We start from the raw sequence: 24,658 nt of genomic DNA, 5'->3' as shown, positions 1-24,658 counted from the left end.
AAAAAAACCGGCCTGAGAAGGCCGGTTTTTTTATGCGCGGGATTCCACTTCAGTCGTTGAAGTCTTCCCAGCCGCCCATCTGTTTCCAGCGGTTGACGATGCCGCAGAACAGCTCGGCCGTCTTCTCTGTGTCGTAGCGGGCCGAATGAGCCTCACGACCGTCAAAGTCGATGCCGGCTGCCTGGCAGGCTTTGGCCAGCACGGTCTGGCCATACGCCAGCCCGGCGAGAGTAGCGGTGTCAAAGCTGGAGAACGGGTGAAACGGGTTGCGCTTCATGTCCAACCGCGCCACGGCGGCATTCAGGAAGCCCAGGTCAAAGCTGCTATTGTGGCCGACCAGGATCGCGCGTTTGCAGCCATTGGCCTTCAATGCCTTGCGCACGCCACGGAAGATATCGGTCAGTGCCGCTTCTTCACTTACTGCCATGCGCAATGGGTGATCGAGCTTGATCCCGGTGAACTCCAAGGCAGCCGCTTCGATATTGGCGCCTTCGAACGGCTCGACGCGGAAGAAGTGGGTGTGTTCCGGGAACACAAAACCCTGTTCGTCCATGCCGATAGTCGTCGCGGCGATTTCCAGCAGCGCATCGGTGGCGCAGTTGAAACCACCGGTTTCTACGTCGATGACAACCGGCAGATAGCCGCGGAACCGCTCGGCCATCGGATGACGGGATCCGCCACCGCTGTGCTCGTGTTCGTCATCGTAATGGTCTTCACTCACTTGCTTTCCTCCAGCAGGCGCCAGCGCAGTGTTTCACCGGCGCGCAGCGGGATGACAGTCAGCTCGCCAAACGGCAGGCTGGCAGGGGCGGTCCAGTCTTCACGAACCAGGGTAATGCGATCGGTATTCGCCGGCAGGCCGTAGAAACGCGGGCCATTGAGGCTGGCGAACCCTTCGAGCTTGTCCAGCGCGTTGCGTTGTTCGAACGCTTCAGCGTACAGCTCGATGGCGGCATAGGCGGTGTAGCAGCCGGCACAACCGCACGCGGCTTCTTTGGCGTGCTGGGCGTGAGGCGCGGAGTCGGTGCCGAGGAAAAACTTCGGATTGCCGCTGGTCGCCGCATCCAGCAAGGCCACCTGGTGCGTGTTGCGCTTGAGGATCGGCAGGCAATAGAAGTGCGGCCGAATCCCGCCTACCAGCATGTGGTTGCGGTTGTACAGCAGGTGATGCGCGGTGATGGTCGCACCGACGTTGGCCGAGGCCTCGGTGACGAACTGCACTGCATCGGCAGTGGTGATGTGCTCGAACACGACCTTGAGGGTCGGGAACAGCTCCACCACGCGACGCATGTGTTCGTCGATGAAGATCTTCTCGCGATCGAACACGTCCACATCGCCACGGGTGACTTCACCGTGGATCAGCAGCGGCATGCCGACGTCGGCCATGGCTTCGATGGCCGGCAGGATCTTGTCGATACTGGTCACGCCGGAATCGGAGTTGGTGGTGGCGCCGGCCGGGTACAGTTTGGCGGCGTGCACAAACCCACTGGCCTTGGCCTCGCGAATTTCTTCGGGCTGGGTGCGGTCGGTAAGGTACAGCACCATCAGCGGTTCGAACCGGCTGCCGGCCGGCCGTGCAGCGAGGATACGCTGGCGGTAGGCATCGGCTTGCTCGGCGTTACGCACCGGAGGAACCAGGTTAGGCATGATGATGGCGCGGCCAAAGGTACGCGCCACATCGGCCACGGTGTGGGGTAACGCAGCACCATCGCGAAGATGAATATGCCAGTCGTCGGGACGCAGCAGGGTCAGGCGGTCGGACATTGGGGATTCCAGGCGGGTCAATCTGGGGGGAATGCTACCGGAAAAGACTCTATCAGGCACTCGCTATCAAGTTTTGCAGGATGCAACCGATAGCCTTTTGTATGCCTTATCGATGTATGACGCTTTGAAGTGTTGTAGAAACCAGTGGAGCCTCCCGTGCGCCAGCATTATCTAGCCCTGCTCAGTGTGTTCGCCAGCCTGCCCGCGATGGCCCTCACGTTCCAGACACGTCTGGAGAACATTGAGTGGAAGGTAGAGGGCGACCAGTTCGAGTGCCGTCTGACCCAGCCGATCACAGACTTCGGTTCGGGTGAGTTCGTGCGCCGGGCGGGTGAGCAGGCAACATTTCGTCTGAAAGCCTATAACGGTTCGCTGGGCACAGGCTCGGCCACCTTGTTGGCCGCCGCCGCCCCTTGGCAGCCAGGCCGAGGCGATATCAACCTCGGCGCCGTGCGTGCCGGTAGTGGCGATGTGTTGTTCAATAGCTCGCAGGCCCAGGCCGGTCGCCTGTTCACCGGACTGCTGGAAGGGCGCAGCCCGACGGTCCGCCACTACGGCCGTGAAGGCGGCTACTCCGAAATCCGCTTGTTGCCGGTGAAATTCAATAAGGCTTATAACGACTACCAGCTGTGCACCGCCAAGCTGTTGCCGATGAATTACGATCAGGTCAAACAGACCGAAGTCGGATTCCCGGGTGGCGGTATCGAGTTGGACGCAGCCGCCAAGAAGAAACTCGACGTGATTCTTGCATTCATGAAAGCCGACCCGACGGTCAACCATATCGAGTTGAATGGCCATTCGGACAACAGCGGCAACCGCCTGACCAATCGCGACGTCTCTCGCCGCCGTGGCTTGGCGGTGATGGACTACTTCAAGGCCAACGGTATCCAGGAGTCGCAGATCACCCTGCGCTTCCATGGCGAAAGCTACCCCCTTGCGCCCAACACCAATGCGGCCAACCGGGCACGCAATCGTCGTGTGAATATCCAGCTTGAACGCGTGGCAGCCCCCGAGAAGCCGGCGCCCCAAGCCACTGGCGCAAGTAATCCTGCACACACGTCTTAAGGTGCGACCATCGGTCGTCCGTTCGACATAATCTGTCGCTTTATCTTCATTTGCTGTCGCGCCCCTGTAAATCCACGGTTTTGGTCGGTAGAATCGACGCCTTTCCGTACAACCCCGTGGAGTGATGGCATGGCCGACGTAAACAAGGTCGTTCTCGCGTATTCCGGCGGCCTGGACACTTCGGTGATCCTAAAGTGGCTGCAGGATACTTATAACTGTGAAGTGGTGACCTTCACCGCTGACCTGGGTCAGGGCGAAGAGGTCGAACCTGCACGTGCCAAGGCGCAAGCCATGGGCGTGAAAGAGATCTACATTGACGACCTGCGCGAAGAGTTCGTCCGCGATTTCGTCTTCCCGATGTTTCGCGCCAACACCGTCTACGAAGGCGAATACCTGCTGGGTACTTCCATCGCACGTCCGCTGATTGCCAAGCGCCTGATCGAAATCGCCAACGAAACCGGCGCCGACGCCATTTCCCACGGTGCTACCGGCAAGGGCAACGACCAGGTGCGTTTCGAGCTGGGCGCCTATGCACTCAAGCCAGGCGTGAAAGTGATCGCCCCTTGGCGTGAATGGGACCTGCTGTCCCGTGAAAAACTGATGGATTACGCTGAAAAGCACGCGATCCCGATCGAGCGTCACGGCAAGAAGAAGTCCCCGTACTCGATGGATGCCAACCTGCTGCACATCTCCTATGAAGGCGGCGTGCTGGAAGACACCTGGACCGAGCACGAAGAAGACATGTGGAAATGGACCGTCTCCCCGGAGAACGCTCCAGACAAGCCGCAATACCTGGAACTGACCTACCGCAATGGCGACATCGTCGCGCTGGACGGCGTCGAAATGACCCCGGCCACTGTGCTGGCGACCTTGAACCGTATCGGTGGCGAACACGGTATCGGCCGTCTCGACATCGTCGAGAACCGCTACGTGGGCATGAAGTCCCGTGGTTGCTACGAAACCCCAGGTGGCACCATCATGCTGCGCGCCCACCGGGCCATCGAATCCATCACCCTGGACCGCGAAGTGGCTCACCTCAAAGACGAGCTGATGCCCAAGTACGCCAGCCTGATCTACACCGGCTACTGGTGGAGCCCTGAGCGTCTGATGCTGCAACAGATGATCGATGCTTCCCAGGTGCATGTGAACGGCGTTGTGCGCCTGAAGCTGTACAAGGGCAACGTGATCGTCACCGGTCGCAAGTCTGATGAGTCGTTGTTCGACGCCAACATCGCTACCTTCGAAGAAGATGGCGGCGCCTACAATCAGGCGGACGCAGCAGGCTTTATCAAGTTGAACGCACTGCGCATGCGCATTGCGGCCAACAAAGGTCGCTCGTTGTTCTAAGTCTCAGCCGGTTTTAAGAATGGCCCCTTATTCAGGGGCCATTTTTTTGTCTATGGATTTTGTGTGGAATTGCGATGTTTATAGCTGGTTAAACATTTGTTGATGTTTTTCAGTCGACGCATTTTCAAATGCACCTTCGAGGGTGCTGTTGTTGAAAGTTTGTAGGGCGAATGATTTTTTTACACCTGACTAGGAACTGGTCTTACAGAAGATTCACTCATGAAAGTGAGGCAAACGTATAAAGCACGGAATACGCTGTAGGAATTAAGGGTGTAAGAGAATATGTTAAATGGAACTAAAACAGTCGGACATTTCTTGTCGGGATTCTTGAGTGGAGTGCAGAGGGAAGGGGCATTTCCTGAGAGTTGTGTGCGGCACGTTTACCCACCCCCTGATACTCCATGGATATTTCACTCAAAATATGTAAGTCCCCGGAAAGGTCTGAAAGGATCTATAAAACTGGATACATCTGAGTTGGCGTTTTTTTGTAGGGCGATTCCTTTATCGCTGTGGGGTGGGTCTCTGCTTGCTGTTGCTCGGGGGGGAACGCTATGCCAACCAGGAAACGACTAGGCTATTGTGCTTGCTCTAAATAATTCGAACAGCGAAATTGGACTTTCTCATGAATAAAGTGCTGATCGTGGATGATCATCCCGTCATTCGTCTTGCTGTGCGTATGCTAATGGAGCGTCATGGTTATGAGGTCGTTGCCGAGACCGATAACGGTGTCGATGCATTGCAACTTGCACGGGAGCATATGCCGGACATTGTCATACTGGATATTGGGATTCCCAAACTTGACGGGCTGGAAGTTATTTGCCGGCTGTCTTCTACCAAGCAATCCGTGCCCTTCAAGGTGCTGGTGCTGACGTCCCAGGCCCCTGGCCATTTTTCCATGCGTTGCATGCAGGCGGGGGCTGCCGGCTACGTGTGCAAGCAACAGGACCTGACCGAGTTGCTGAGTGCGATCAAGGCGGTGCTGTCGGGCTACAGCTACTTCCCCAACCAGGCACTCAACTCGGTACGCTCCACCATGGGCAATGCCAGCGAGGCCGATATGGTCGAGCGTCTGTCGGGTCGGGAAATGATGGTATTGCAGCAGTTGGCCCGGGGCCGGACCAACAAGGAGATTGCCGACGGCATGTTCCTCAGCAACAAGACCGTCAGCACCTACAAGACACGTTTGCTGCTCAAGCTCAACGCCCGCTCCCTTGTGGACCTGATCGAACTGGCCCAGCGTAACGGCTTGGTATAGAGGAGGGCACTGCAGCGCACATTGTCTGGGTGACCGGCAGAAAAAAGCCTCCGTAAGGGAGGCTTCCGGCCGTCGACCGTTCGATCACAGATCGAAGTCGTAATCTGCCAGCTGTTTTTGCAAGCGTCGTTCTTCCAGAAGATTGTCGATGGTGCGGCGTTTGCTCAAATTGGTCTTGGCTACCTCAATGGGTGCTTCTGCCCCATCGTCATCCGACTCAACAAGGTCGTCTTCCACTTCCAGTTGTTCTTTGCCAGTGCTCATAAGGTTCACTCCGGGCTAGGACTGCCGTTGGCGCTCCTTATAACGATAATCCATGATCGGGTAAAAAAGATTTTTTCAATCGGCTGATCGAAAAAACCAATGATCCCTCAATCGTCGGACGTCTTGTCCTTGTATTCGCACAGGTCTTCGATACGACAGCTGCCGCAACGCGGCCTGCGGGCCTGGCAAACGTAGCGTCCATGAAGGATCAGCCAGTGGTGAGAGTCCAGTAGATAGGGCTTGGGTACAAACTTCATCAACTGCTTTTCGACCTCAACCACGTTCTTCCCACGGGCAATGCCGGTTCTGTTGCTGACCCGGAAGATATGGGTGTCCACCGCCATCGTCAGTTGCCTGAACGCGGTGTTGAGCACCACATTGGCAGTTTTACGACCGACTCCTGGCAGGGCTTCCAAGGCTTCACGGGTTTGTGGCACTTCACCGCCATGCAGTTCCACCAGCAGGCGGCAAGTCTCGATAACGTTTTTGGCTTTGCTGTTGTAGAGGCCGATGGTCTTGATGTACTCAGACAACCCTTCCACACCCAGGGCATAGATCGCCTCTGGTGTGTTCGCCACGGGATACAGCTTGGCCGTGGCCTTATTGACGCCGACGTCGGTGGATTGGGCCGACAGGATCACCGCAATAAGCAACTCGAACGGCGAGGTGTAGGCCAGTTCGGTCTTGGGTTCTGGATTGTCTTCGTGAAGCCTGCGGAATATTTCCAGGCGTTTTGCGGCGTTCATGGGGCGGTGGGTTCCTTGCAGAAGGTCGGCGGGATTGTATCAACACACACCCGGTTTGCAGATCAGGCGTTGTTGAGCGCATCCATTTGGCGCTGCGCGTCCTCCAGCTTGCGTTGCGCCTCGGCCAGTTGCCGAGGTTCGATGTTCAGGTCCTGGGCTTTCTTCAGTTCCGCTCGACGCATCGCCAGCTGGATTTTGGCGCGTTTCAGATCAGCAGTGTTGCTGGATGACGTCGCTGCTTTCGGTACGACACCCACCTCCAAGGCGGCCAGCGCTTGTTCCGCCGCTTCGAATTGCCGTTGCAGGATGATCAACTGCGACTGCTGTTCAAAGGTCGGAGGGTGACCAAACGCCTTCAAGGATTTGTGCAATTGGGCCCGGCTCATTGCGACAGCGATTTTAGCTTTCTTGATCGCGACATCCTGTGCCGTATCGGCTTGCACAGGTAAAACCGGCACGGAGCGCTTGGTCCGGGCCTGGCGTTCAGCGAGTTTTTGCGCTTCCTCCCGTTGCAGGCGCGCATTGCGTTGCTCATACCGCCGCCTTGCCCGGTCGCGCTTGAGGTGGCGTTCATGGCGTTGCTGATCATTTGTCGCCAGGCCACCGACAATCGGCAATACAGTAGTTGTCGGGTGCATTTCAATGCAGTCGACGGGGCAGGGCGCGACGCAGAGGTCGCAACCGGTGCATTCATCCATGATGACGGTGTGCATCAGCTTGGCGGCGCCGACGATTGCGTCTACGGGGCAGGCCTGGATGCACTTGGTGCAACCGATGCACTCAGCTTCGCGGATGTAGGCAACCTGGGCGGGTGCTTCCCCGCGACTGGCGTCCAGATCCAGCACCGGCACCTGCAGCAACCGTGCAACGTCGGCGATGGTTTCCTGGCCACCGGGCGGGCACTTGTTGATCGCCTCGCCACGGGTGATGCCCTCGGCGTAAGGCTTGCAACCCGGGTGCCCGCACTTGCCGCATTGGGTCTGCGGCAGCAGTGCGTCGATGCGTTGAATGAGGTTCATGCTGTGATCACAGGCATAGCAAACTGGGTTTAATGGGAGGGCAGGGATATGTTGTGGTGAGCGTGGCATGTCCGCTCGCCACAACAAGCTCCTTCACCACAACATGCCCATGCAAGGTAGCTTACTTGATGCGCTGACCCGGCTTGGCACCACTGTCAGGGCTGAGCAGGTAGATCTCTTCGCCACCAGGGCCGGCCGCCATTACCATGCCTTCAGACACGCCGAACTTCATTTTCCGAGGCTTGAGGTTGGCGATCATCATGGTCAGGCGGCCATCGAGTTTGGACGGGTCCGGGTAAGCGCTCTTGATCCCGGAGAACACGTTACGTTGCTCGCCGCCGAGGTCCAGTGTCAGGCGCAGCAACTTGTCGGCACCCTCCACGGCTTCGGCCTTGACGATCAGCGCGACACGCAGGTCCACTGCAGCAAAAGCGTCGAAGTCGATTTCCGCGGAAATCGGATCCTTGGCCAGCTCGCCATTACCCGCCGGCGCCGATTCGCCAGTGTCGGTCTGGCTGGCGACCAGGTCTTCTTTCGAAGCGTCGGTCATGGCCTGGACTTTCACCGGGTCGATACGGGTCATCAGTGGCTTGAACTCGTTCAACTGATGATTGCCGAGCAGGGTGGCGTGATCGTTCCAGGTCAGCGGCGCCACGTTGAGGAACGCCTCGGCGTCGGCGGCCAGCAGTGGCAGCACGGGTTTGAGGAAGATCACCAACTGGCGGAACAGGTTGATGCCTGTGGCGCAGATCGCCTGGACTTCCGCCTGCTTGCCTTCCTGCTTATTCAGCGACCATGGTGCCTTGTCGGCGATCCAGGCGTTGGCGCGGTCGGCCAGGCCCATGATCTCGCGCATCGCACGGGCGAAGTCGCGGGCTTCATAGGCGTCGGCAATACTCGGCGCGGCGGCCAGGAAGGCGTCGGTCAGTTCCGGCGCAGCGTTCTCGGCTACCAGTACACCCGCGTTGCCCTTGTGGATAAACCCAGCGCAACGGCTGGCGATGTTGACGACTTTACCGACCAGGTCCGAGTTGACCTTCTGTACGAAGTCTTCCAGGTTCAGGTCCAGGTCGTCGACGCCACGGCCCAGTTTGGACGCGTAGTAGTAGCGCAGGTATTCCGGTGACAGATGGTCCAGGTAGGTGCGCGCCTTGATAAAAGTGCCACGGGACTTGGACATTTTCTGGCCGTTGACCGTCAGGTAGCCGTGTACGGCAATGCCGGTTGGCTTGCGGTAGCCCGAACCTTCGAGCATCGCCGGCCAGAACAGGGCGTGGAAGTTGACGATGTCTTTGCCGATGAAGTGGTACAGCTCGGCGCTGGAGTCCTTGCTCCAGAACGTATCGAAGTCCAACTCCGGCGTGCGGTCGCAAAGGTTCTTGAAGCTGGCCATGTAACCGATCGGCGCATCCAGCCACACATAGAAGTATTTGCCCGGCTCGCCCGGGATCTCGAAACCGAAGTACGGCGCATCCCGGGAGATGTCCCATTGCTGCAGACCGCTGTCGAGCCATTCGGAGAGTTTGTTGGCCACGGCATCCTGCAGGGTGCCGCTGCGGGTCCAGGTTTGCAGCATCTGCTGGAAATCCGGAAGCTTGAAGAAGAAGTGCTGGGAATCCTTGAGCACCGGGGTAGCACCGGAGATCGCCGACTTGGGATCCTTCAGGTCAGTGGGTGCATAGGTTGCACCGCACTTTTCACAGTTGTCGCCGTACTGGTCTTCAGTGCCGCATTTCGGGCAGGTGCCCTTGATGAAACGGTCGGCCAGGAACATTTTCTTTTCCGGGTCGAAATACTGGGTCACCGAACGCTGGTCGATATGCCCGGCTTCCTTGAGCCGCAGGTAGATCTGGCTCGACAGTTCACGGTTTTCTTCGGAGTGGGTCGAGTGGAAGTTGTCGAAATCCACCAGGAACTCGGCAAAGTCGGCGCTGTGTTCAGCCTGCACATTGGCGATCAGTTGTTCCGGGGTGATGCCTTCCTTTTCGGCGCGCAGCATGATGGCCGAACCGTGGGCGTCGTCCGCGCAGACATAAATGCATTGGTTGCCGCGATGCTTCTGGAAGCGCACCCACATATCGGTCTGGATGTACTCAAGCATATGGCCAAGATGGATGGAACCATTGGCATAGGGCAGGGCGCTGGTGACGAGGATCTTGCGTGGCTCGGACATGGGGCTCGGCTACTTGATGAAACGGAGGTCGGCCACTATAAAGCGCCGGGAAATATATTTCACCCCGTGGTGCTGTTTCAGAATCTTCCCAACCTGCGAAAGCATGCCGTAACGCCGCTGGAACGGTTAGGATAGCCGCCTGTTTCAGTCAGTCTTTTTCGGGAGTAGCCCATGAGCGCCGTCAATCGCGCAGCGGTGGAAGCCGTGCTTCGCCAGTACACCGACCCTTATTTGAACCAGGACCCGGTCAGTGCCGGCTGTGTACGCGCCATCGACGTCCAGGGTGACCAGGTGTCGGTCCAATTGGAACTGGGCTATGCAGCTGGTCTGTTCAAGAGCGGTTGGGCACAGATGCTGCAAATGGCCATTGAAGACCTCGACGGCGTGCGCTCGGCCAAGGTCGACATCCAGTGCGTGATCGCCGCGCACAAGGCCCAGGCACAGATCCCTGGCCTGGCCAACGTCAAGAACGTAGTGGCCGTGGCGTCCGGCAAGGGCGGCGTGGGTAAATCCACCACGGCGGCCAACCTGGCCCTGGCCCTGGCCCGCGAAGGTGCGCGCGTGGGCATTCTCGATGCGGATATCTATGGCCCGAGCCAGGGCGTGATGTTCGGCATCGCCGAAGGCACACGGCCGAAGGTCAAGGACCAGAAGTGGTTCGTGCCGATCGAGTCCCTGGGCGTGGAAGTGATGTCCATGGCCTTCCTCACTGATGACAACACGCCGATGGTCTGGCGCGGCCCGATGGTCTCCGGCGCTTTGCTGCAGCTGGTTACCCAGACCGCCTGGGGCGACCTGGACTACTTGGTGATCGATATGCCGCCAGGCACCGGTGATATCCAGTTGACCCTGGCGCAAAAAGTCCCGGTGGCCGGCTCGGTGATTGTTACCACGCCCCAGGACCTGGCGCTGCTCGACGCGAAGAAAGGTGTAGAGATGTTCCGCAAGGTCAACATCCCGGTGCTGGGCGTCGTGGAGAACATGGCGGTGCACATCTGCTCCAACTGTGGTCATGCCGAGCATCTGTTCGGCGAAGGCGGCGGCGAGAAGCTGGCCACTCAGTACGGCGTGGAACTGTTGGCCTCGTTGCCGCTGTCGATGCTCATCCGCGAGCAGGCGGATGGTGGCAAGCCTACCGTGGTGGCTGAACCGGACAGCCAGATCGCCATGATCTATCAGGAGCTGGCGCGTCATGTAGGTGCGCGGATCGTCCTGCAGGAAGCAGCCACGCCAGCCATGCCGACCATCACCGTCAGCGACGACTGAGGCGGTTGAAGGGAAAAAAGCCCCGACGTGTCGGGGCTTTTTCATGTCTGGAAGATGGTCAAGGTGTGTTTGTTTCTCAATCACGCAGTTGGTCGTGTAAGCATTTGCTTACTTTTTCGTAAGTGTTTGGTTTTTTTACCTTCCACGGACGTCGGTTTTCTTCGAAGCTTTTTTCTAACCAATTGAAATTTAACAATTAATTATTCCGTATTCAGGGCGATTGCATGTCAGTTCATGGGTAGGATCCCGTTGAACTTCCTTTGGAACTCTTTAAGATCAGCCCTGTGTCCACGGATTGGCACGGCCATCAAGGAACGATGGTTGAAGGAACGTCGCAGGATGCGATTCATCAGGATGATGAAAAGGAATACAGGGACTAGGGAAAAAATGTGGGCGGGTCATACCGCCCCTTTTTTTTGCCTGTAGGAAAGAGAAACCGGCCACCTAGAAACGCAAAAAGGCCCGCAAGGGGCCTTTTGGATGGGGCGACGCTATCAGCGTTCGAGGTGTGCGATCTTACCTTTTTTGCCATCCCACTCCGCTGCATCCGGCATCGGATCCTTGCGCTCAGTGATATTCGGCCAGACTTCCGCCAGCTCGACGTTCAACTGAATGAATTCCTGCATCTCCGCCGGGACTTCATCCTCGGAGAAAATAGCGACGGCCGGGCATTCAGGTTCACACAGGGCGCAATCGATGCACTCATCCGGGTGGATAACCAGGAAGTTCGGGCCTTCGTAGAAGCAGTCCACCGGACACACTTCGACGCAGTCGGTGTACTTGCACTTGATGCAGTTGTCGGTAACGACGAAGGTCATTTCTAATTTTCTCCTCAGGCGGCGGCAGCGAAACCCTTTGTGGCAGGGCTCGCGAGGTTTGGGAGCGATAGTCTGCAGGCCAGGCTAATAGCCTGCAGCATCCCAAACCGCGCGAGAGTCTACCAGCTTGCAAGCGTGTGCGTTATATCCGAACTTGCAGTGCATATAACATTTCGAGCGCTTTTCGCGGCGTCAAGCCATCCAAGTCAAGCTTAGCCAATTCATCCAGCACCGGATGGGGCAGGCTGGCAAACATGTCGCTCTGGTGCGGCGCAGCCGGTTTGCTGGCGGCTTTGGCTGGGCTGGCGACCACCGTCTCATGGGGCAGGGCCGTGGTTTCCAGGCGGCTGAGGTGCTCGCGAGCGCGAATGATCACATCGTTCGGCACCCCCGCCAGTTGCGCCACGGCCAGGCCGTAGCTCTGGCTGGCGGGCCCTGGCAGTACGTGGTGCAGGAACACGATGCGCTCGTTGTGCTCGGTGGCGTTCAGGTGCACGTTGGCTACCAGCGGCTCGCTTTCCGGCAACACCGTCAGCTCGAAATAGTGCGTGGCAAACAGCGTGTAGGCACGCAGGTGCGCCAGGCGTTCGGCTGCCGCCCAGGCCAGGGACAAACCGTCGAAGGTGCTGGTGCCGCGACCCACTTCGTCCATCAGCACCAGGCTGCGTTCGGTAGCGTTATGCAGGATGTTGGCGGTTTCGCTCATTTCCACCATAAAGGTCGAGCGCCCACCGGCCAGGTCATCGCTGGAGCCGATCCGGGTAAAAATGCGGTCCACCAGGGACAGCTCGCAACTGGCCGCCGGCACAAAGCTGCCGATATGCGCCAACAGCACGATCAAAGCGGTCTGACGCATGTAGGTGGATTTACCGCCCATGTTCGGACCGGTGATCACCAACATACGGGTATCGTCGTCCAGGGACAGGTCGTTGGCAACGAACGGCGTGGTCAGCACCTGTTCTACAACCGGGTGACGACCTTGCACGATGCGCATGCACGGCTCGCTGACAAAACGCGGGCAGTTCAGATCAAGGTTCAGCGCACGCTCGGCGAGGTTGCTCAGCACGTCCAGTTCGGCCAGCGCTGCGGCAGTGTCCTGCAGCGGTGCCAATTGGCTGATCAAGTCCTCCAGCAGATTCTCATAGAGCATCTTCTCTCGAGCCAGGGCGCGGCTCTTGGCCGACAGTGCCTTGTCTTCGAATTCTTTCAGCTCCGGGGTGATAAACCGTTCGGCGCCTTTGAGGGTCTGGCGACGTTGATAATCGATCGGCGCCGATTCGGCCTGCTTGCTGGGCAACTCAATAAAGTAGCCATGCACACGGTTGTAGCCGACTTTCAGGTTGGCCAGACCGGTGCGGGCTTTTTCGCGGGCTTCCAGGTCGATCAGGAACTGCCCGGCGTTTTCGCTCAGGGACTGCAGTTCGTCCAGTTCGCTGTCGTAACCGGTCTTGAGTACGCCGCCGTCACGGATGATCGCCGGCGGGTTGTCGATGATGGCTTTTTCCAGCAAGGCCGCCAGCTCCGGGTAAGTCCCGGCTGTAGTTGCAAGCTGTTGCAGGTGCGGCGTATCCAGCTCGGTCATCGCCACCTGCAGTTGCGGCAGGGCACCGAGGGCATCGCGCAGGCGCGCCAGGTCACGGGGTCGTGCGTTACGCAGGCCGATCCGCGCCAGGATGCGCTCGATATCGCCGATTTCCTTCAACTGTGGCTGCAGCTTTTCAAAGCGATAGCCGTCCAGCAGGCAGGTAATGGACGTCTGGCGTGCTTGCAGCACTGTCAGGTCCCGCAGCGGACGGTTCAGCCAGCGGGTCAGCAGGCGGCTGCCCATGGCCGTCTGGCAGCGGTCGACCACCGATTGCAAGGTGTTATCGCGACCACCGGCCAGGTTGGTATCCAACTCCAGGTTGCGACGGCTGGCGCCATCGAGCACCACGGTATCGTCCAGACGCTCATGACGCAGGCTGCGCAAGTGCGGCAGGGCGGTGCGCTGGGTTTCCTTGGCGTAGCCAAGCAGGCAACCGGCGGCGCCGATGGCCAGGGTCAGGGTCTCGCACCCGAAGCCTTTGAGGTCCTGTACGGAGAACTGCTGGCACAGACTTTTCAGCGCCGAATCACGCTCGAAATCCCACGGCGCACGGCGCTTGGCCCCACGACGTTTTTCTGCCGGCAGATCCTTTGGCCAATCATCCGGGATCAACAGCTCCACTGGGTTGATGCGTTCCAGCTCCGCCAGCAGGTTCTCCCAGCCCTTGATCTCCAACACGCTGAAGTTGCCGCTGGTGATATCCAGTACCGACAGGCCAAACAGGCGCTCATCGCCCAACACGGCGGCAATCAGGTTATCGCGACGCTCATCCAGCAGCGCCTCATCACTCACCGTTCCTGGCGTAATAATTCGCACCACCTGGCGTTCAACTGGCCCCTTGCTGGTCGCCGGGTCGCCGATCTGCTCACAGATCACCACCGACTCGCCCAGCTTCACCAGCTTGACCAGGTAACCCTCCAACGAATGGTAAGGAATCCCACACATCGGAATCGACTGCCCCGCCGACTGCCCGCGCGCGGTCAGCGTGATGTCCAGCAACTTGGCGGCCTTCTTTGCGTCTTCGTAGAAGATCTCGTAGAAGTCGCCCATGCGGTAGAACATCAACTGATCAGGGTGCTGGTTCTTGAGGCGCCAGTACTGCTGCATCATCGGGGTGTGGGAGGACAGGTCTGAAGTGGTTTTACTCATTGGTCGTAGGCAAATTCGTTGAAAGGAGTGGGGCAAATGTGGGGCATTCCGCCCTGCGATTTTGCGATGGGCGCAAGGTTAACATGCGAGGTCGGAGCTTCGCAGGTCGCAAACGGATAGGTAAAACGCAAAAGCCGGCGCTGCATTTACTTAACTGCAAGTAAGCGCGCCGCCGATATCTTTCATGCCTTTGTATTACAGCGACCGCACAGGGATGCAGATGTCGCAGATGAACTCACCGGTGTCAGAATCGGTTGCGGTTGCCGCAAAGAACATCTCGAAACATGGTCGGTCATCGCATTGCAGACCGCTGGAAGGCATCCATTCTCGCGTCAGCCACATCCAGGCATCGGCTATTTTTTCTGTTTTCCCTTTGAAGCTCGCTACGGCATAGCGGCCGCCCGGCAGGGTCTGGGTGTCTGCCTGGGCGCTGGTCACAAAAGAGGCTGGCACTTCAACGCAAGCATCGTAGCGGCACTTGTTCGGGGGCGTGATGGATGGGTCGTCATACCCTATGCCGTAACACCGTTCATCGCCGAGGCCATTGGAGTGCATCCACGGCGCCATGGTCCCGCGCCAGAAGTGGCCGATTGCGGGGCCATAGGGGCCGATCAGGCGTTGGTAGGCAACGCGTACCTTGGGTAAATCAATGATGCGTACGTCCATGATGGGCTCTTTCGTTGAAGGAGAAGAGAGCCCAGCGTCGTCGAACGTACGCTCATGTGCCTGATGGGCATTGCCGAAGACCTGATCAGGATTGCTCTGCTGCGCACCCGGGCGCGGGCCGATGGCAGCCGCCTGTGCTGCCAGTCGCTGCGGTGTGTTGGTGCGCCACTCGGATGGCGTGCAGCCAAACTGTAGTTTGAAGGCCCGTGCGAATGCTTCGCCCGAGTTGAAACCGCTGGCCAATGCTGTTTCCAGTACGGTTTCGTGGTTGCCGCAGGACAGGCGGAACGCCGCCTTCTCCAGTCGCCGCCGGCGGACATAACTGCCCAATGTCTCGCCCATCCACGCCGCGAAAATCCGATGAAAATGGAAGCGCGAAAAGTTGGCGATATCGGCCAACCGGGCACCCTCCAAGGGGGTATCCAGGTGGGTATCTATGTAGTTGAGTACGCGGTTCATGCGTCGGGCGTACTCGGCGCGGGATGCGTGGACGGAGGATTTGGTTGTCATAGTGCGTGATAGTATGCATAAAAAATGCAAATTAGCATTTGCCAAGCCAAAAAACTCCCGTCACTATCCTCGTTATGCAAAAACGCAACGTTTCTATCGTCTTAAGAGAATTGCTGGACCGCGACCGGATCTCCCCCACGGAGCTTTACCGGCGCACCGGCGTGCCACAATCCACGCTGTCCCGGATCCTCAGCGGCAAGATCGTTGATCCGTCGGACAAGCACATCTCCCGTATCGCCGAGTACTTCCGTGTCAGCACCGATTACCTGCGCGGGCGCGCGGCGATGGGCGCGTTGCGCGATGACGCGCGCGACCCGATGCATTCGGAACTCAAGGACATAAGCCTGTGGGACGACGACACGCCCGTCAATGATGACGAGGTGTCGATCCCCTTTCTGCGCGAGGTTGAATTGGCTGCTGGATCAGGAAGATTCGTCATCGAGGAAAGCGAGAAGGCCAGCCTGCGGTTCGGCAAGCGCAGCCTGCGGCATAACGGTGTGCAGTTCGACCAGGCCAAGTGCGTGACGGTGCGCGGCAACAGCATGTTGCCGGTGCTGCGCGACGGTGCGACGGTCGGGGTGAACGCGGGCAAGAGTGGCATCGGCGATATCGTCGATGGTGACTTGTATGCCATCAATCACAACGGCCAATTGCGCGTGAAACAGCTCTATCGCCTGCCTTCCGGGATCCGCCTGCGCAGTTTCAACCGCGATGAGCACCCGGATGAGGACTACAGCTTCCAGGAAATCCAGGATGAGCAGATCAGCATCCTGGGTCATGTGTTCTGGTGGGGTATGTACGCCCGTTAACCTTCCCGCGTAAGACAAAGCCCGCCAACGAGCGGGCTTTTTTCCGTCTGCAGAAAATCGCCAAACCCCCGTCCTATAAGGCTATAAATGCGCCAATGCATTTGTTTGGTAAAAATAAATGCATTTGTGCATTGACTGTATATGCATACATATCTATTCTTCGTCTCAAGCCAGCCAAACAAGGCTTGGTGGAGGCGGCAAGGATGCTGCCAGGAAAGACAAGGAAGGCACGCAACACCGGCAAGGACGCCATCTGAGCGATGGCAGGGATGCCAGGCAATACCGGCAAGGATGCCGACGCTCTTTAGTTTCAAAGCATGACCAACACAGGCAGCGATGAACCGGCCTCATAACGGTTCAGAGGGTTGGCAACTGACCCGGGTGTGCAGCGTAAAGCACCAGAAGCAGTTATCCGGCAGACAGGGATCGTGGTCGGAAAAACATCGAGGAAAGATCCGTACCGCGCCAGTAGCGCCGAAAGATCGAATATGGACCGCATTACTGAAATGCCCGGGCAACCGGGCTTTTTGGAATGCCTACCTACGAAATGGATTTACCCAAGAGCCGGCCCGGCGCCGGTAGTGCTCAGCCAGGAGGCGTGACATGACAAACGAGCAGCAAGCGTTAGCGGAAATGCCTATCTGGCTGGTGATCGTACTGGCCCTGATCGGCGGGGTGTCCGGCGAAATGTGGCGCGCCGACAAGGAGGGCGCCCGCGGTTGGTCGTTGATCCGGCGCCTGGCCCTGCGGTCCGGGGCGTGCATGGTCTGCGGGGTCTCGGCCTTGATGCTGTGCTACGCCGCCGGCATGTCGATCTGGACCGCCGGGGCCATTGGTTGCCTCACCGCCATGGCCGGTGCGGACGTGGCCATCGGCCTTTATGAACGCTGGGCGGCCAAGCGCATTGGGGTCAACCAGGCCCCGAACTCTCGCCCGGATCAGCAGTAAGCGCTGCAAGGATGCAAGCAGATGACACTTCTCGAAAAACCTTCCCAACTGCCTGTGGCGATTGGCGACGCGCTGACGCGCGCGTTCCCACAACTACGGGTCGGTAATCACCATGACTTCTCCGACACGGGCGACAAAAACGGCATTTTGATCAGCGTGGAGCGCAATGGCCCGGGCGTTCGCTCCCTTGCCGGGCGCAAGGCGCATGCCTTGTCGGTTTCACTCAAGGTCACGGTCGTCAGTGGCTCGACGCCCTTTGACGCCTGCGACCTGGCCAGCCAACTGATGGACTTGGCCCTGGATAACCGCTGGGGCCTGCCGCCCGATCAATGTGACCTGCCCACCGCGATTGTCGCGGCACCTTCCGTGCTCAGCAGTGCAGAAACGGACTACGACACTTGGACTGTTTCCTTCATCCAAACCCTCTATCTCGGCCCGTCGCTGCTCGAAGATCCCACAGGCAAGCCGCTGTTTGCCTGCACCTGGGAAGTCACGAACATCGATGATCCCGACCAATACCGCCCGTTGCAGGAGTAGCCCATGTTCGATGCATTGCTACGCATGCAACTGGGGCCGATCGTCGAGCGCCTGGCCGAAATGGAAGCCCAGCTTGAAGATCTCTATCGACGCGCAGAAAGCTTCTGCCGAATTGGCGTGTGCCAGGAGGTCGACGCCGCCAGCAATACCTGCACGATCAGCCACGGGGACTTACTCAGTCCGGCGATCAGGTTTTTCAACCCCAGCGCCGGGGCGCAGACCGAAACCCGTATCCCCTCAGTGGGCGAACAATGCTTGTTGCTCAACTATGGCGGCGGCGAGGGTGGGGCGCAGTCGGTGGCTTTGTTCGGCTTGAACAGCGATCGTTTTCCGCCGGTTTCCAGTGTTCCGACGCTGACCCGGCGGCGTTATCAGGATGGCACCCAGAGCGACTACGACGACGCCAGCCACGCCTTCAATTGGGTCAACGGCCCAACCACGTTTATCGGTTCTCGCGAACAGGTCTACGTCAAGGTCGGCGCCGCCAGCCTGACGATGAGCGGCCAGAGCATCACGCTGCAAGTCGGCGGTACCAGCCTGTCGCTGGATGCCGGCGGCGCGCACTTCACCGGCCCGGTGGTGGACCATCAAGGCCGGGTCATCAGCCCCTGATAAGGACATCCCATGATTGGAATCGACCGTGACACCGGGGCAGCCGTCGATGACTGGTTGCAATTCGTGCAGCGCGCCACCCGAGCGCTGACCACTCCCGTGGGCACTCGCCAGAAGCGCCCGTTGTACGGCTCGCTGATCCCGCAACTGCTCGGGCAGAACCTCGGTGACGATCTGCTGATCCTCGCCCAAAGCCACGCCGCCCAGGCGTTCTATAACCCCCAGAACGGTATCGCCGACTTTCAGCCCCAGATCATCGTCGCTACCCGTCAGGGCGCCGGTTTGTTGCTGCGTTTTGCCGGCACCTGGAAAAACCGCCAGCAATCCTTCGAGGTCGTGACATGAGCATGTTGATCCCTGGCCAGAACCAACTGGCCGAACCGGCCATCATCGCGGTCGATGAGTTCGAACCATTGCTGGCCGAGTTCAAGGCCTTCGTGGTTGATTACGTCGCCACTCGCGCCCCGCAAAGCGCGGCCAAACTCAAGATCAGCCTCGACAATGAAAGCGAACTGCTGACCCTGGCCATGGAAGCATTTTGCGTGCGCCTGCAAACCCACGAACGCAAGTACAACGCCCGCATCAAGCAGATGCTGGCGTGGTGGGCCACCGGCAGCAACCTGGATGCACGCCTGGCCGATATGGGCCTGGAGCGCCAGGTCCTCGACCCAGGTGACCCGGCCGCTTTCCCGCCGGTGCCGCCGATTCTGGAAAGCGACGACGACGCCCGCCTGCGTTACTACCTGGCGCCCCACGCCCCGGCGGCAGGCTCGCGCATGCAGTATCGTCGCGAGGTGTTCACCCTGGGCGAGCGGCCATCGGTCAAGGTGCAAAGCGCCACGCCGGGCGTAGTGACCGTCAGCTACACCTTTGATCCGGACGGCTACGCGGCGCAGGTCAAGGACGGCAACGCTCGACGTACCGCGCCCGGCGAGGTGATGGTCACCGTGCTTTCCAGGGAGGGTGATGGCACCGCTTCCGCCGATTTGCTTGACGGCGTTCGGCGACATTTCGCACGGCCCGATGTAAGGCCGGAGACCGATCTGGTCAGCGTCCAGGGCGCGCAGATCCAGCGCTACAAGATTCGGGTGGTCGCCAAGATCAACGCCGGCCCGGATTCGGGCTTGACCCAGGTCGCGGCACAGAAACTGCTGCAAACCTACGCCGACTCGTGCCATCGCCTGGAAGGCCGGGTCGACCCGAGCTGGATCGACTACGCGATCCACAGTGCCGGCGCCGCGCAACTGCAAATCCTTGAGCCGCTGGAGCCGATCATCAGCACCGCGTTCCAGGCCCCGTATTGCACGGGCGTCGAGGTGGAGGTGCGCACGCTATGATGGATGAACCCAAAGCGAGCCTGTTGCCGGTCAACAGCTCACCGCTGGAAAGGGCGCTGGACCTGGGGTTGGGCAGGCTGCTGGATCGAGTGAGTCCGCCATTTCCGGCCTTGATGAGTCCGCTGCAAACGCCCAGCGAGTTTCTTCCTTATCTGGCCGCCGACCGCGGCGTCAGTGAATGGGATGCTGACGCCAGCGAGTCGGAAAAACGCCTGACTGTGGCCTTGTCCTGGCAGATACAGCGTCAGGCGGGGACACCGAAGGCGCTCGTTCACGCGGTGGAGTCACTGGGGTTCACTCCCAACATCAGTGCCTGGTATCAGCAGCGGCCCTTGGGCTTGCCTTACACCTTTGATGTGCAGGCCATCATCGGGCGCAGTTGGTCCAGTGGTGACCACAACCGCCTAATCCGCCGCATCAATGCAGCGCAGAGTGAGCGGGACCTGGCAACGATCACCATCGTTCTCGAAACCCAAGGGCGCCTTGCGTTCACTCAAGTCGCACATGCTTCGTTGAGTGATGGTGAGTTTTCTCTGACCAGCGCACTACCGGAGTTGGCGTTGGCTGCTCGGCTTAACAGTGTCGGGGCCACCCGTCACTACACCATTAACGACTACGACCTCAGGGCGCAGCCATGACAGATGACATTACGCGCCTGGTGCGCTTCACCTCCAAAGGTTTGGATGAAGTGCTGCAGGCAAAGAACCAGGGCTTGAAAGGCGAAATCACCCACATTGGCGCCGGTACCGGCCGCTACAGCCCTGACGGCTCGGAAATAGCCTTGCGCGATGAGCGCCAACGGGTCGCCATTGTGGATTACGAGGACTTGGGCGACCGGCAACTCAGGATGGCCGCACTGTTTGATGGCGAGGCCGAATATGAAATCGGCGAGTTCGGGTTTTATCTCGCCAGCGGGACTTTGCTGGCGGTGTATTCCGTGGCAGGGAAGTTGTTGACGTATAAAGCGGCGGCAGCGCGAGTACTGCAAAAATTTACGCTGGATATTTCGCCATTGCCAGCGAACAGTGTGACGATCGTGGTGGGGAGTGACAACTTTAACTTGTTGCTTACGGAAGAGTTGGCAGTTTTAGCAGCCGCCACTGTGAATAATATGGCCAGGCACGTCGGTGTGTTATTTCGAGTGATGGCTCTGGAAAATAACGGTTAACAATAATCTGAAGGCTGTGTGCGTTGGCACTATTCGGGACGATTAATAATTAAGAGGTTCAATATGGGCATTGAGCAGAAAATAGGTGAGTTGGTCACTGCAACAGATAGTTTGACAGCTGTCGTCAACGGGAAGATTTCTCAAATTGACACACGGATGGATGTGGCGCGTGCAGAGTTTGATGAATTCCGCAGCAAAAAAGATATGGTTGGGTTGGTAGGGGCATCAGGTTCGGTCCAACTTAACGTGTTCCAAGGCGGCGTGTGGGGGACCGGTGGGCCCCAAAACACAGGTGCATCTGGCGGATTTTCCGTCGTTGATCTAGGCACGTCGGATAATATTTACATGCACTTCAAACTGCCGGTGAATATCAATACTCACGATCAAATGTTTTGGTTTAATATTCGTGGTTACAGTTACGGCAGTGCAACTATCGTAGACGAGACTATTGTGGGCTACTGCTACTCGCCTCAAAGGGCAGTATTGAACAAAGCCGTTTTCGGGAACATGTCTCCAGGAATTTACACCGATTCGACTGGTAATGTGATTATGCGCTTGAAGTTTCCAAGCATTTATGTGACAACCATTCGTATCGATACAATGCAGGTCGGTATCGGAGGGTTGTTTGCAGTGGGGAGTCTTAAGTCGAAACTGTCACTGACAGATAAGGTGGAGTTTTAAATGAGCGAAACAATTGAAGTGGGATCTCAATACAAACCTAATCCTGAGTCTATCGCCCTCGCCGAGTGGGCGTCCATTCGTACCTGTCGTCGACAGTTGCTGAACGCAACAGAAGCAATGCAGGCCGTAGATAGTCCACTCACGGATGCGCAACGAAGTGAGCTCGCGCTGTATCGTCAGGCCGTGCGTGATGTTCCCCAAGACTCCGGCGACCCTTATAAGGTGGTATGGCCGGACCTGCCAATATTCCTTAAATAACCTACCGCGAAAGCGGTTTTTTTTCGCCTCCCAAAGCCCCTCCCGCAGGGGCTTTGGCGTTTTCCACCCGGAGATTTGTCCCTATGCAAAACCGCCAAACCTACACCGTCCTCATCCCTTTCCCCACCGGAGGCGGCCATTGGTCCACCGTCGGCGAGGAACTTGAGCTGCTGGACGTCGAAGCATCCGCCCTGCGCACCGCTGGCCGCCTGGAACTGACCAGCGTCCTCAATTCCACCCCCAAGAAGGCTGACTGACCATGGCTGAGGTTCTGAACTTCGAGCACAACGGCATCACCGTGAATGCCACCGAATCCCCCGAGGCCATGGGTGGCCTGGGTGACAACGTGATCGGCCTGGTCGGCACTGCGCCGAAGGCCCATGCGTCGATCCCGAAGAATGCGCCGTTCCGCATCAACAGTTTAACCACCCAGGCGCTGCTGGACCCGACCGGCACGGAGTCGGGCACGCTGTTCCACGCCGTGTACCAGATACTCAAGGTGGTGAAGGTACCGGTCTATGTGGTGATCGTGGAGGAGGGCGCCACCCCGGCGGACACGCTCAATAACGTGATCGGCGGTGACGAGCCGGTGACCGGTCGTAAACTGGGCCTGGCCGCGCTGGCCAGCGTACCGGAAGACCTGACTATCATCGGCGCCCCAGGCTTCACCGGCACCAAGGCGGTAGCCGGTGAGTTCGCCTCGTTCGGCAAGCGCATCAAAGCTCGCGTGGTGTTGGATGGCAAAGACGCCAGCGTCGCCGACCAAGTGACCTACAGCGGCGAACTGGGCGGCGCCGATCTCGGTTTTGACCGCTGCCTTCTGGTGCACAACATGCCGTCGGTGTACTCCAAGGCGGCCAAGAAAAACGTGTTCCTCGCGCCATCGTCCCTGGCCATCGCTGCGCTGGCCAAGGTCAAGCAGTGGGAAAGCCCAGGCAATCAGGTGACGTTCGCCGAGGACGTTTCCCGCGTGGTCGAGTACAACATCCTCGACACCTCCACCGAAGGCGACCTGCTCAACCGCTACGGCGTGAGCTACTACGCCCGTACCATCCTCGGCGGTTTCTCGCTGCTGGGTAACCGCTCCATCACCGGCAAGTTCATCAGCTACGTCGGCCTGGAAGATGCGATCAGCCGCAAGCTGGTCAAGGCCGGCCAGAAAGCCATGGCCAAGAACCTCACGAAGTCCTTCATGGACCAGGAGGTCAAGCGCATCAACGACTGGCTGCAAACCCTGGTCGCCGATGAAACCATCCCTGGTGGCAGCGTGTACCTGCATCCGGAATTGAACAGTGTCGAGAAGTACAAGAACGGCACCTGGTTCATCGTCATCGACTACGGCCGCTACGCGCCGAATGAACACATGATTTATCAACTCAATGCCCGCGATGAAATCATCGAGCAGTTCCTGGAGGACGTTCTCTAATGTTTACCAACCGAGTCAGACAGGCCATCGCGGCCACCCTTCAAGGCCTGCCGTTGTCCGCGACGGTGGAGGAGTTCACTCCGCCGAAGATCGAGTTCGACATGGAGCCCATGTCCGGCGGGCGTTTTATCGCCGAGGAAATGGCCAAGAGCGGCAAGGTGCTCGGCGCCACGCTGGTGCTGCAAGGTGCCGGCCCGGAGATCATGCTCGCGCTGGGCGTACGCCTGGGTGATGACATCCTGCTCAACGTGCGCGAAGCCGGCCAGGATCAGGATGGCAAGACCTACTTCACCTACCACACCGTTGGCGGCAAGCTCAAATCCCTGTCCGAAGCGAAGCTGAAGATGGGCGATAAGGCACTCACCACCCTGGAGCTGTCCTGCCGCACTTACAACCGCCTGGAAAACGGTATTCCGGTCATCGACATCGATGTACGCACCCAGAAGTTCGTGCTCAACGGCGTCGACATCCTCGGCGATGCGCGCCGCGCCGTGCTGATGCCGTAATGCCCCGGGGGCGGGCGTGCTCGCCCCCATACTTCACCAAGGAGCTGTCCCATGGCCTGGATGCCACCGCTGCATGTCCTGCTGTCCCCGATCACCGCCGATACCGGCGCGATAATCGAGCAGGTGCAACTCAAACCGCTGTACTACGCCGCGCAAAAAGACGCGCTGGCCCGGGCCGGTGATGACGAGGACGACCAGTTTTTCGAACTGGCGAAACTCGCCACCGGCCTGTCGGAAAAAGAACTCGACCAACTCAAGCGCCCGGACTACGTGAGCATTTCCCAGTACGTACACGAGATGTCGACTCTTCCTGCGTCGTTCTTTCTCGGCGAACAAGCGGAGTCGACCCACGACCAACCCGTCCGACTGCTGTTGCCCCTCGACGCAGCCGGCCGAAACCTCATCGAACTGCCCCTGGAAATGCCCGCGCTGCGCGCTACCAAGGTGATGAAAAAACTCGCCACCAACAAAGAACGCGCCGAGTTCATCACTGCTCACTGCGCCGGCCTGATGATTCCTGACCTGGCCGGCCTGACCGTGCCTGACTGGACTGAATTGCAGGAGCGTATCGACGATTTTTTAAATCAACCGGCGGACTTCTTTCGGAGCGCGACATCGAAGTGATCCTCGATGTGGTGCCGCTGATTTACTCAGTCAATGAGGCCGAGATCCTCGACTGGGACGCCGGGAAAGCATTGCGCCGCTACGACATCGCGATCACTCGCCTTGGCGTCAAACAGGAGTAAGCG

General features: G+C 58.7%; 28 protein-coding genes. 19 read left to right on the top strand and 9 right to left on the bottom strand.

All coding sequences use genetic code 11. The features are described 5' to 3' along the window. Positions 1–49 precede the first annotated feature (49 nt). Complete coding sequence (rnt, locus tag BM026_RS06400) at positions 50–721, bottom strand: ribonuclease T (protein WP_010564138.1); 672 nt, start codon at positions 719–721, stop codon at positions 50–52. Beyond that, the gene (gene pyrC / locus BM026_RS06395; RefSeq protein WP_071488714.1) at positions 718–1,764 is read right to left on the bottom strand and encodes a dihydroorotase; all 1,047 of its coding nucleotides are present in this window, start codon (positions 1,762–1,764) and stop codon (positions 718–720) included. Before pyrC ends, rnt begins: the two co-directional genes overlap by 4 nt. A gap of 156 nt (positions 1,765–1,920) precedes the next feature. Between pyrC and BM026_RS06390 the strand changes: the two genes are divergently transcribed. From BM026_RS06390 to BM026_RS06380, 3 genes are all read left to right on the top strand, one after another. Next, a complete protein-coding gene (locus tag BM026_RS06390; protein ID WP_092241056.1) occupies positions 1,921–2,829 on the top strand; it encodes a flagellar protein MotY in 909 nt (302 codons plus the stop codon). 129 nt (positions 2,830–2,958) lie between these two features. Next, complete coding sequence (locus BM026_RS06385; protein WP_010212738.1) at positions 2,959–4,176, top strand: argininosuccinate synthase; 1,218 nt, start codon at positions 2,959–2,961, stop codon at positions 4,174–4,176. Positions 4,177–4,798: 622 nt separating this feature from the next. Next, positions 4,799–5,431 (top strand): response regulator transcription factor, encoded by a 633-nt coding sequence (locus BM026_RS06380; protein WP_058423776.1) that lies wholly within the window; start codon positions 4,799–4,801, stop codon positions 5,429–5,431. Positions 5,432–5,515: 84 nt separating this feature from the next. Here BM026_RS06380 and BM026_RS06375 read toward each other — a convergent pair whose 3' ends face one another. From BM026_RS06375 to metG, 4 genes are all read right to left on the bottom strand, one after another. Then, entirely contained in the window at positions 5,516–5,695 is a 180-nt protein-coding gene (locus tag BM026_RS06375) for a PA3496 family putative envelope integrity protein (RefSeq protein WP_092241058.1), read from the bottom strand. A gap of 107 nt (positions 5,696–5,802) precedes the next feature. After that, positions 5,803–6,441 (bottom strand): endonuclease III, encoded by a 639-nt coding sequence (nth, locus tag BM026_RS06370; protein WP_071488717.1) that lies wholly within the window; start codon positions 6,439–6,441, stop codon positions 5,803–5,805. A 62-nt stretch (positions 6,442–6,503) separates the two neighbouring features. Beyond that, positions 6,504–7,460 carry an electron transport complex subunit RsxB gene (rsxB, locus tag BM026_RS06365; protein ID WP_093527698.1) on the bottom strand — a complete coding sequence of 319 codons (957 nt, stop codon included), beginning with the start codon at positions 7,458–7,460 and terminating at the stop codon, positions 6,504–6,506. A gap of 121 nt (positions 7,461–7,581) precedes the next feature. Then, positions 7,582–9,633, bottom strand: coding sequence for a methionine--tRNA ligase (gene metG, locus BM026_RS06360; protein WP_093119434.1), 2,052 nt, complete (start codon positions 9,631–9,633; stop codon positions 7,582–7,584). Between the two features lie 171 nt (positions 9,634–9,804). On the opposite strand from metG, the gene apbC reads away from it, so the two are divergent. Beyond that, the gene (gene apbC / locus BM026_RS06355; RefSeq protein WP_093119431.1) at positions 9,805–10,899 is read left to right on the top strand and encodes an iron-sulfur cluster carrier protein ApbC; all 1,095 of its coding nucleotides are present in this window, start codon (positions 9,805–9,807) and stop codon (positions 10,897–10,899) included. A gap of 494 nt (positions 10,900–11,393) precedes the next feature. Here the strand turns inward: apbC and fdxA are convergent, their stop codons facing one another. The 3 genes from fdxA to BM026_RS06340 all read right to left on the bottom strand — a co-directional run bounded on the left by fdxA (position 11,394) and on the right by BM026_RS06340 (position 15,576). Further along, positions 11,394–11,717 carry a ferredoxin FdxA gene (gene fdxA, locus BM026_RS06350; protein ID WP_071488721.1) on the bottom strand — a complete coding sequence of 108 codons (324 nt, stop codon included), beginning with the start codon at positions 11,715–11,717 and terminating at the stop codon, positions 11,394–11,396. Between the two features lie 142 nt (positions 11,718–11,859). Continuing rightward, complete coding sequence (gene mutS, locus BM026_RS06345; RefSeq protein WP_093512275.1) at positions 11,860–14,451, bottom strand: DNA mismatch repair protein MutS; 2,592 nt, start codon at positions 14,449–14,451, stop codon at positions 11,860–11,862. A gap of 195 nt (positions 14,452–14,646) precedes the next feature. Then, positions 14,647–15,576 carry an AraC family transcriptional regulator gene (locus BM026_RS06340; RefSeq protein ID WP_218189398.1) on the bottom strand — a complete coding sequence of 310 codons (930 nt, stop codon included), beginning with the start codon at positions 15,574–15,576 and terminating at the stop codon, positions 14,647–14,649. A gap of 125 nt (positions 15,577–15,701) precedes the next feature. Here BM026_RS06340 and BM026_RS06335 point away from each other — a divergent pair, with 125 nt between their 5' ends. The 15 genes from BM026_RS06335 to BM026_RS29320 all read left to right on the top strand — a co-directional run bounded on the left by BM026_RS06335 (position 15,702) and on the right by BM026_RS29320 (position 24,655). Further along, the gene (locus BM026_RS06335; RefSeq protein WP_092241067.1) at positions 15,702–16,436 is read left to right on the top strand and encodes a LexA family transcriptional regulator; all 735 of its coding nucleotides are present in this window, start codon (positions 15,702–15,704) and stop codon (positions 16,434–16,436) included. Positions 16,437–17,039: 603 nt separating this feature from the next. Next, positions 17,040–17,384: a phage holin family protein gene (locus BM026_RS06330; protein ID WP_071488725.1), complete on the top strand. Its 345-nt coding sequence runs from the start codon at positions 17,040–17,042 to the stop codon at positions 17,382–17,384. Positions 17,385–17,405: 21 nt separating this feature from the next. Then, positions 17,406–17,921, top strand: a complete 516-nt coding sequence (locus tag BM026_RS06325; RefSeq protein ID WP_093527694.1) for a hypothetical protein — start codon at positions 17,406–17,408, stop codon at positions 17,919–17,921. A gap of 3 nt (positions 17,922–17,924) precedes the next feature. Then, on the top strand, positions 17,925–18,533 hold the full coding sequence (locus tag BM026_RS06320) for a phage baseplate assembly protein V (RefSeq protein WP_093119423.1): 609 nt from the start codon (positions 17,925–17,927) through the stop codon (positions 18,531–18,533). A gap of 12 nt (positions 18,534–18,545) precedes the next feature. Then, positions 18,546–18,878, top strand: coding sequence for a phage baseplate protein (locus tag BM026_RS06315; RefSeq protein ID WP_071488728.1), 333 nt, complete (start codon positions 18,546–18,548; stop codon positions 18,876–18,878). Continuing rightward, the gene (locus tag BM026_RS06310; RefSeq protein ID WP_093119420.1) at positions 18,875–19,870 is read left to right on the top strand and encodes a baseplate J/gp47 family protein; all 996 of its coding nucleotides are present in this window, start codon (positions 18,875–18,877) and stop codon (positions 19,868–19,870) included. Before BM026_RS06315 ends, BM026_RS06310 begins: the two co-directional genes overlap by 4 nt. Then, complete coding sequence (locus tag BM026_RS06305) at positions 19,870–20,508, top strand: phage tail protein I (protein WP_093120068.1); 639 nt, start codon at positions 19,870–19,872, stop codon at positions 20,506–20,508. The genes BM026_RS06310 and BM026_RS06305 overlap by 1 nt, the downstream gene beginning before the upstream one ends. Beyond that, positions 20,505–21,038 carry a hypothetical protein gene (locus tag BM026_RS06300; protein ID WP_093119418.1) on the top strand — a complete coding sequence of 178 codons (534 nt, stop codon included), beginning with the start codon at positions 20,505–20,507 and terminating at the stop codon, positions 21,036–21,038. The genes BM026_RS06305 and BM026_RS06300 overlap by 4 nt, the downstream gene beginning before the upstream one ends. Before the next feature lie 63 nt (positions 21,039–21,101). Continuing rightward, the gene (locus BM026_RS06295; RefSeq protein WP_093119416.1) at positions 21,102–21,719 is read left to right on the top strand and encodes a hypothetical protein; all 618 of its coding nucleotides are present in this window, start codon (positions 21,102–21,104) and stop codon (positions 21,717–21,719) included. After that, positions 21,720–21,977 (top strand): phage tail assembly chaperone, encoded by a 258-nt coding sequence (locus BM026_RS06290; protein ID WP_093119414.1) that lies wholly within the window; start codon positions 21,720–21,722, stop codon positions 21,975–21,977. Between the two features lie 83 nt (positions 21,978–22,060). Continuing rightward, positions 22,061–22,234, top strand: a complete 174-nt coding sequence (locus BM026_RS29160) for a hypothetical protein (RefSeq protein WP_175486651.1) — start codon at positions 22,061–22,063, stop codon at positions 22,232–22,234. A 2-nt stretch (positions 22,235–22,236) separates the two neighbouring features. Then, positions 22,237–23,403 carry a phage tail sheath protein gene (locus BM026_RS06285; protein WP_093119407.1) on the top strand — a complete coding sequence of 389 codons (1,167 nt, stop codon included), beginning with the start codon at positions 22,237–22,239 and terminating at the stop codon, positions 23,401–23,403. Then, a complete protein-coding gene (locus BM026_RS06280) occupies positions 23,403–23,909 on the top strand; it encodes a phage major tail tube protein (protein ID WP_071488733.1) in 507 nt (168 codons plus the stop codon). Before BM026_RS06285 ends, BM026_RS06280 begins: the two co-directional genes overlap by 1 nt. 51 nt (positions 23,910–23,960) lie before the next feature. Beyond that, positions 23,961–24,533 (top strand): phage tail assembly protein, encoded by a 573-nt coding sequence (locus BM026_RS06275; RefSeq protein ID WP_093119405.1) that lies wholly within the window; start codon positions 23,961–23,963, stop codon positions 24,531–24,533. Beyond that, complete coding sequence (locus tag BM026_RS29320) at positions 24,530–24,655, top strand: hypothetical protein (protein WP_017844653.1); 126 nt, start codon at positions 24,530–24,532, stop codon at positions 24,653–24,655. Before BM026_RS06275 ends, BM026_RS29320 begins: the two co-directional genes overlap by 4 nt. Positions 24,656–24,658: the final 3 nt, after the last annotated feature.

This window comes from Pseudomonas sp. NFPP24 (assembly GCF_900112095.1).
Classification (GTDB): domain Bacteria; phylum Pseudomonadota; class Gammaproteobacteria; order Pseudomonadales; family Pseudomonadaceae; genus Aquipseudomonas; species Aquipseudomonas extremorientalis.
Note: the sequence above shows the minus strand (reverse complement) of the source record. Positions and strands in the feature narration are given on the sequence as shown.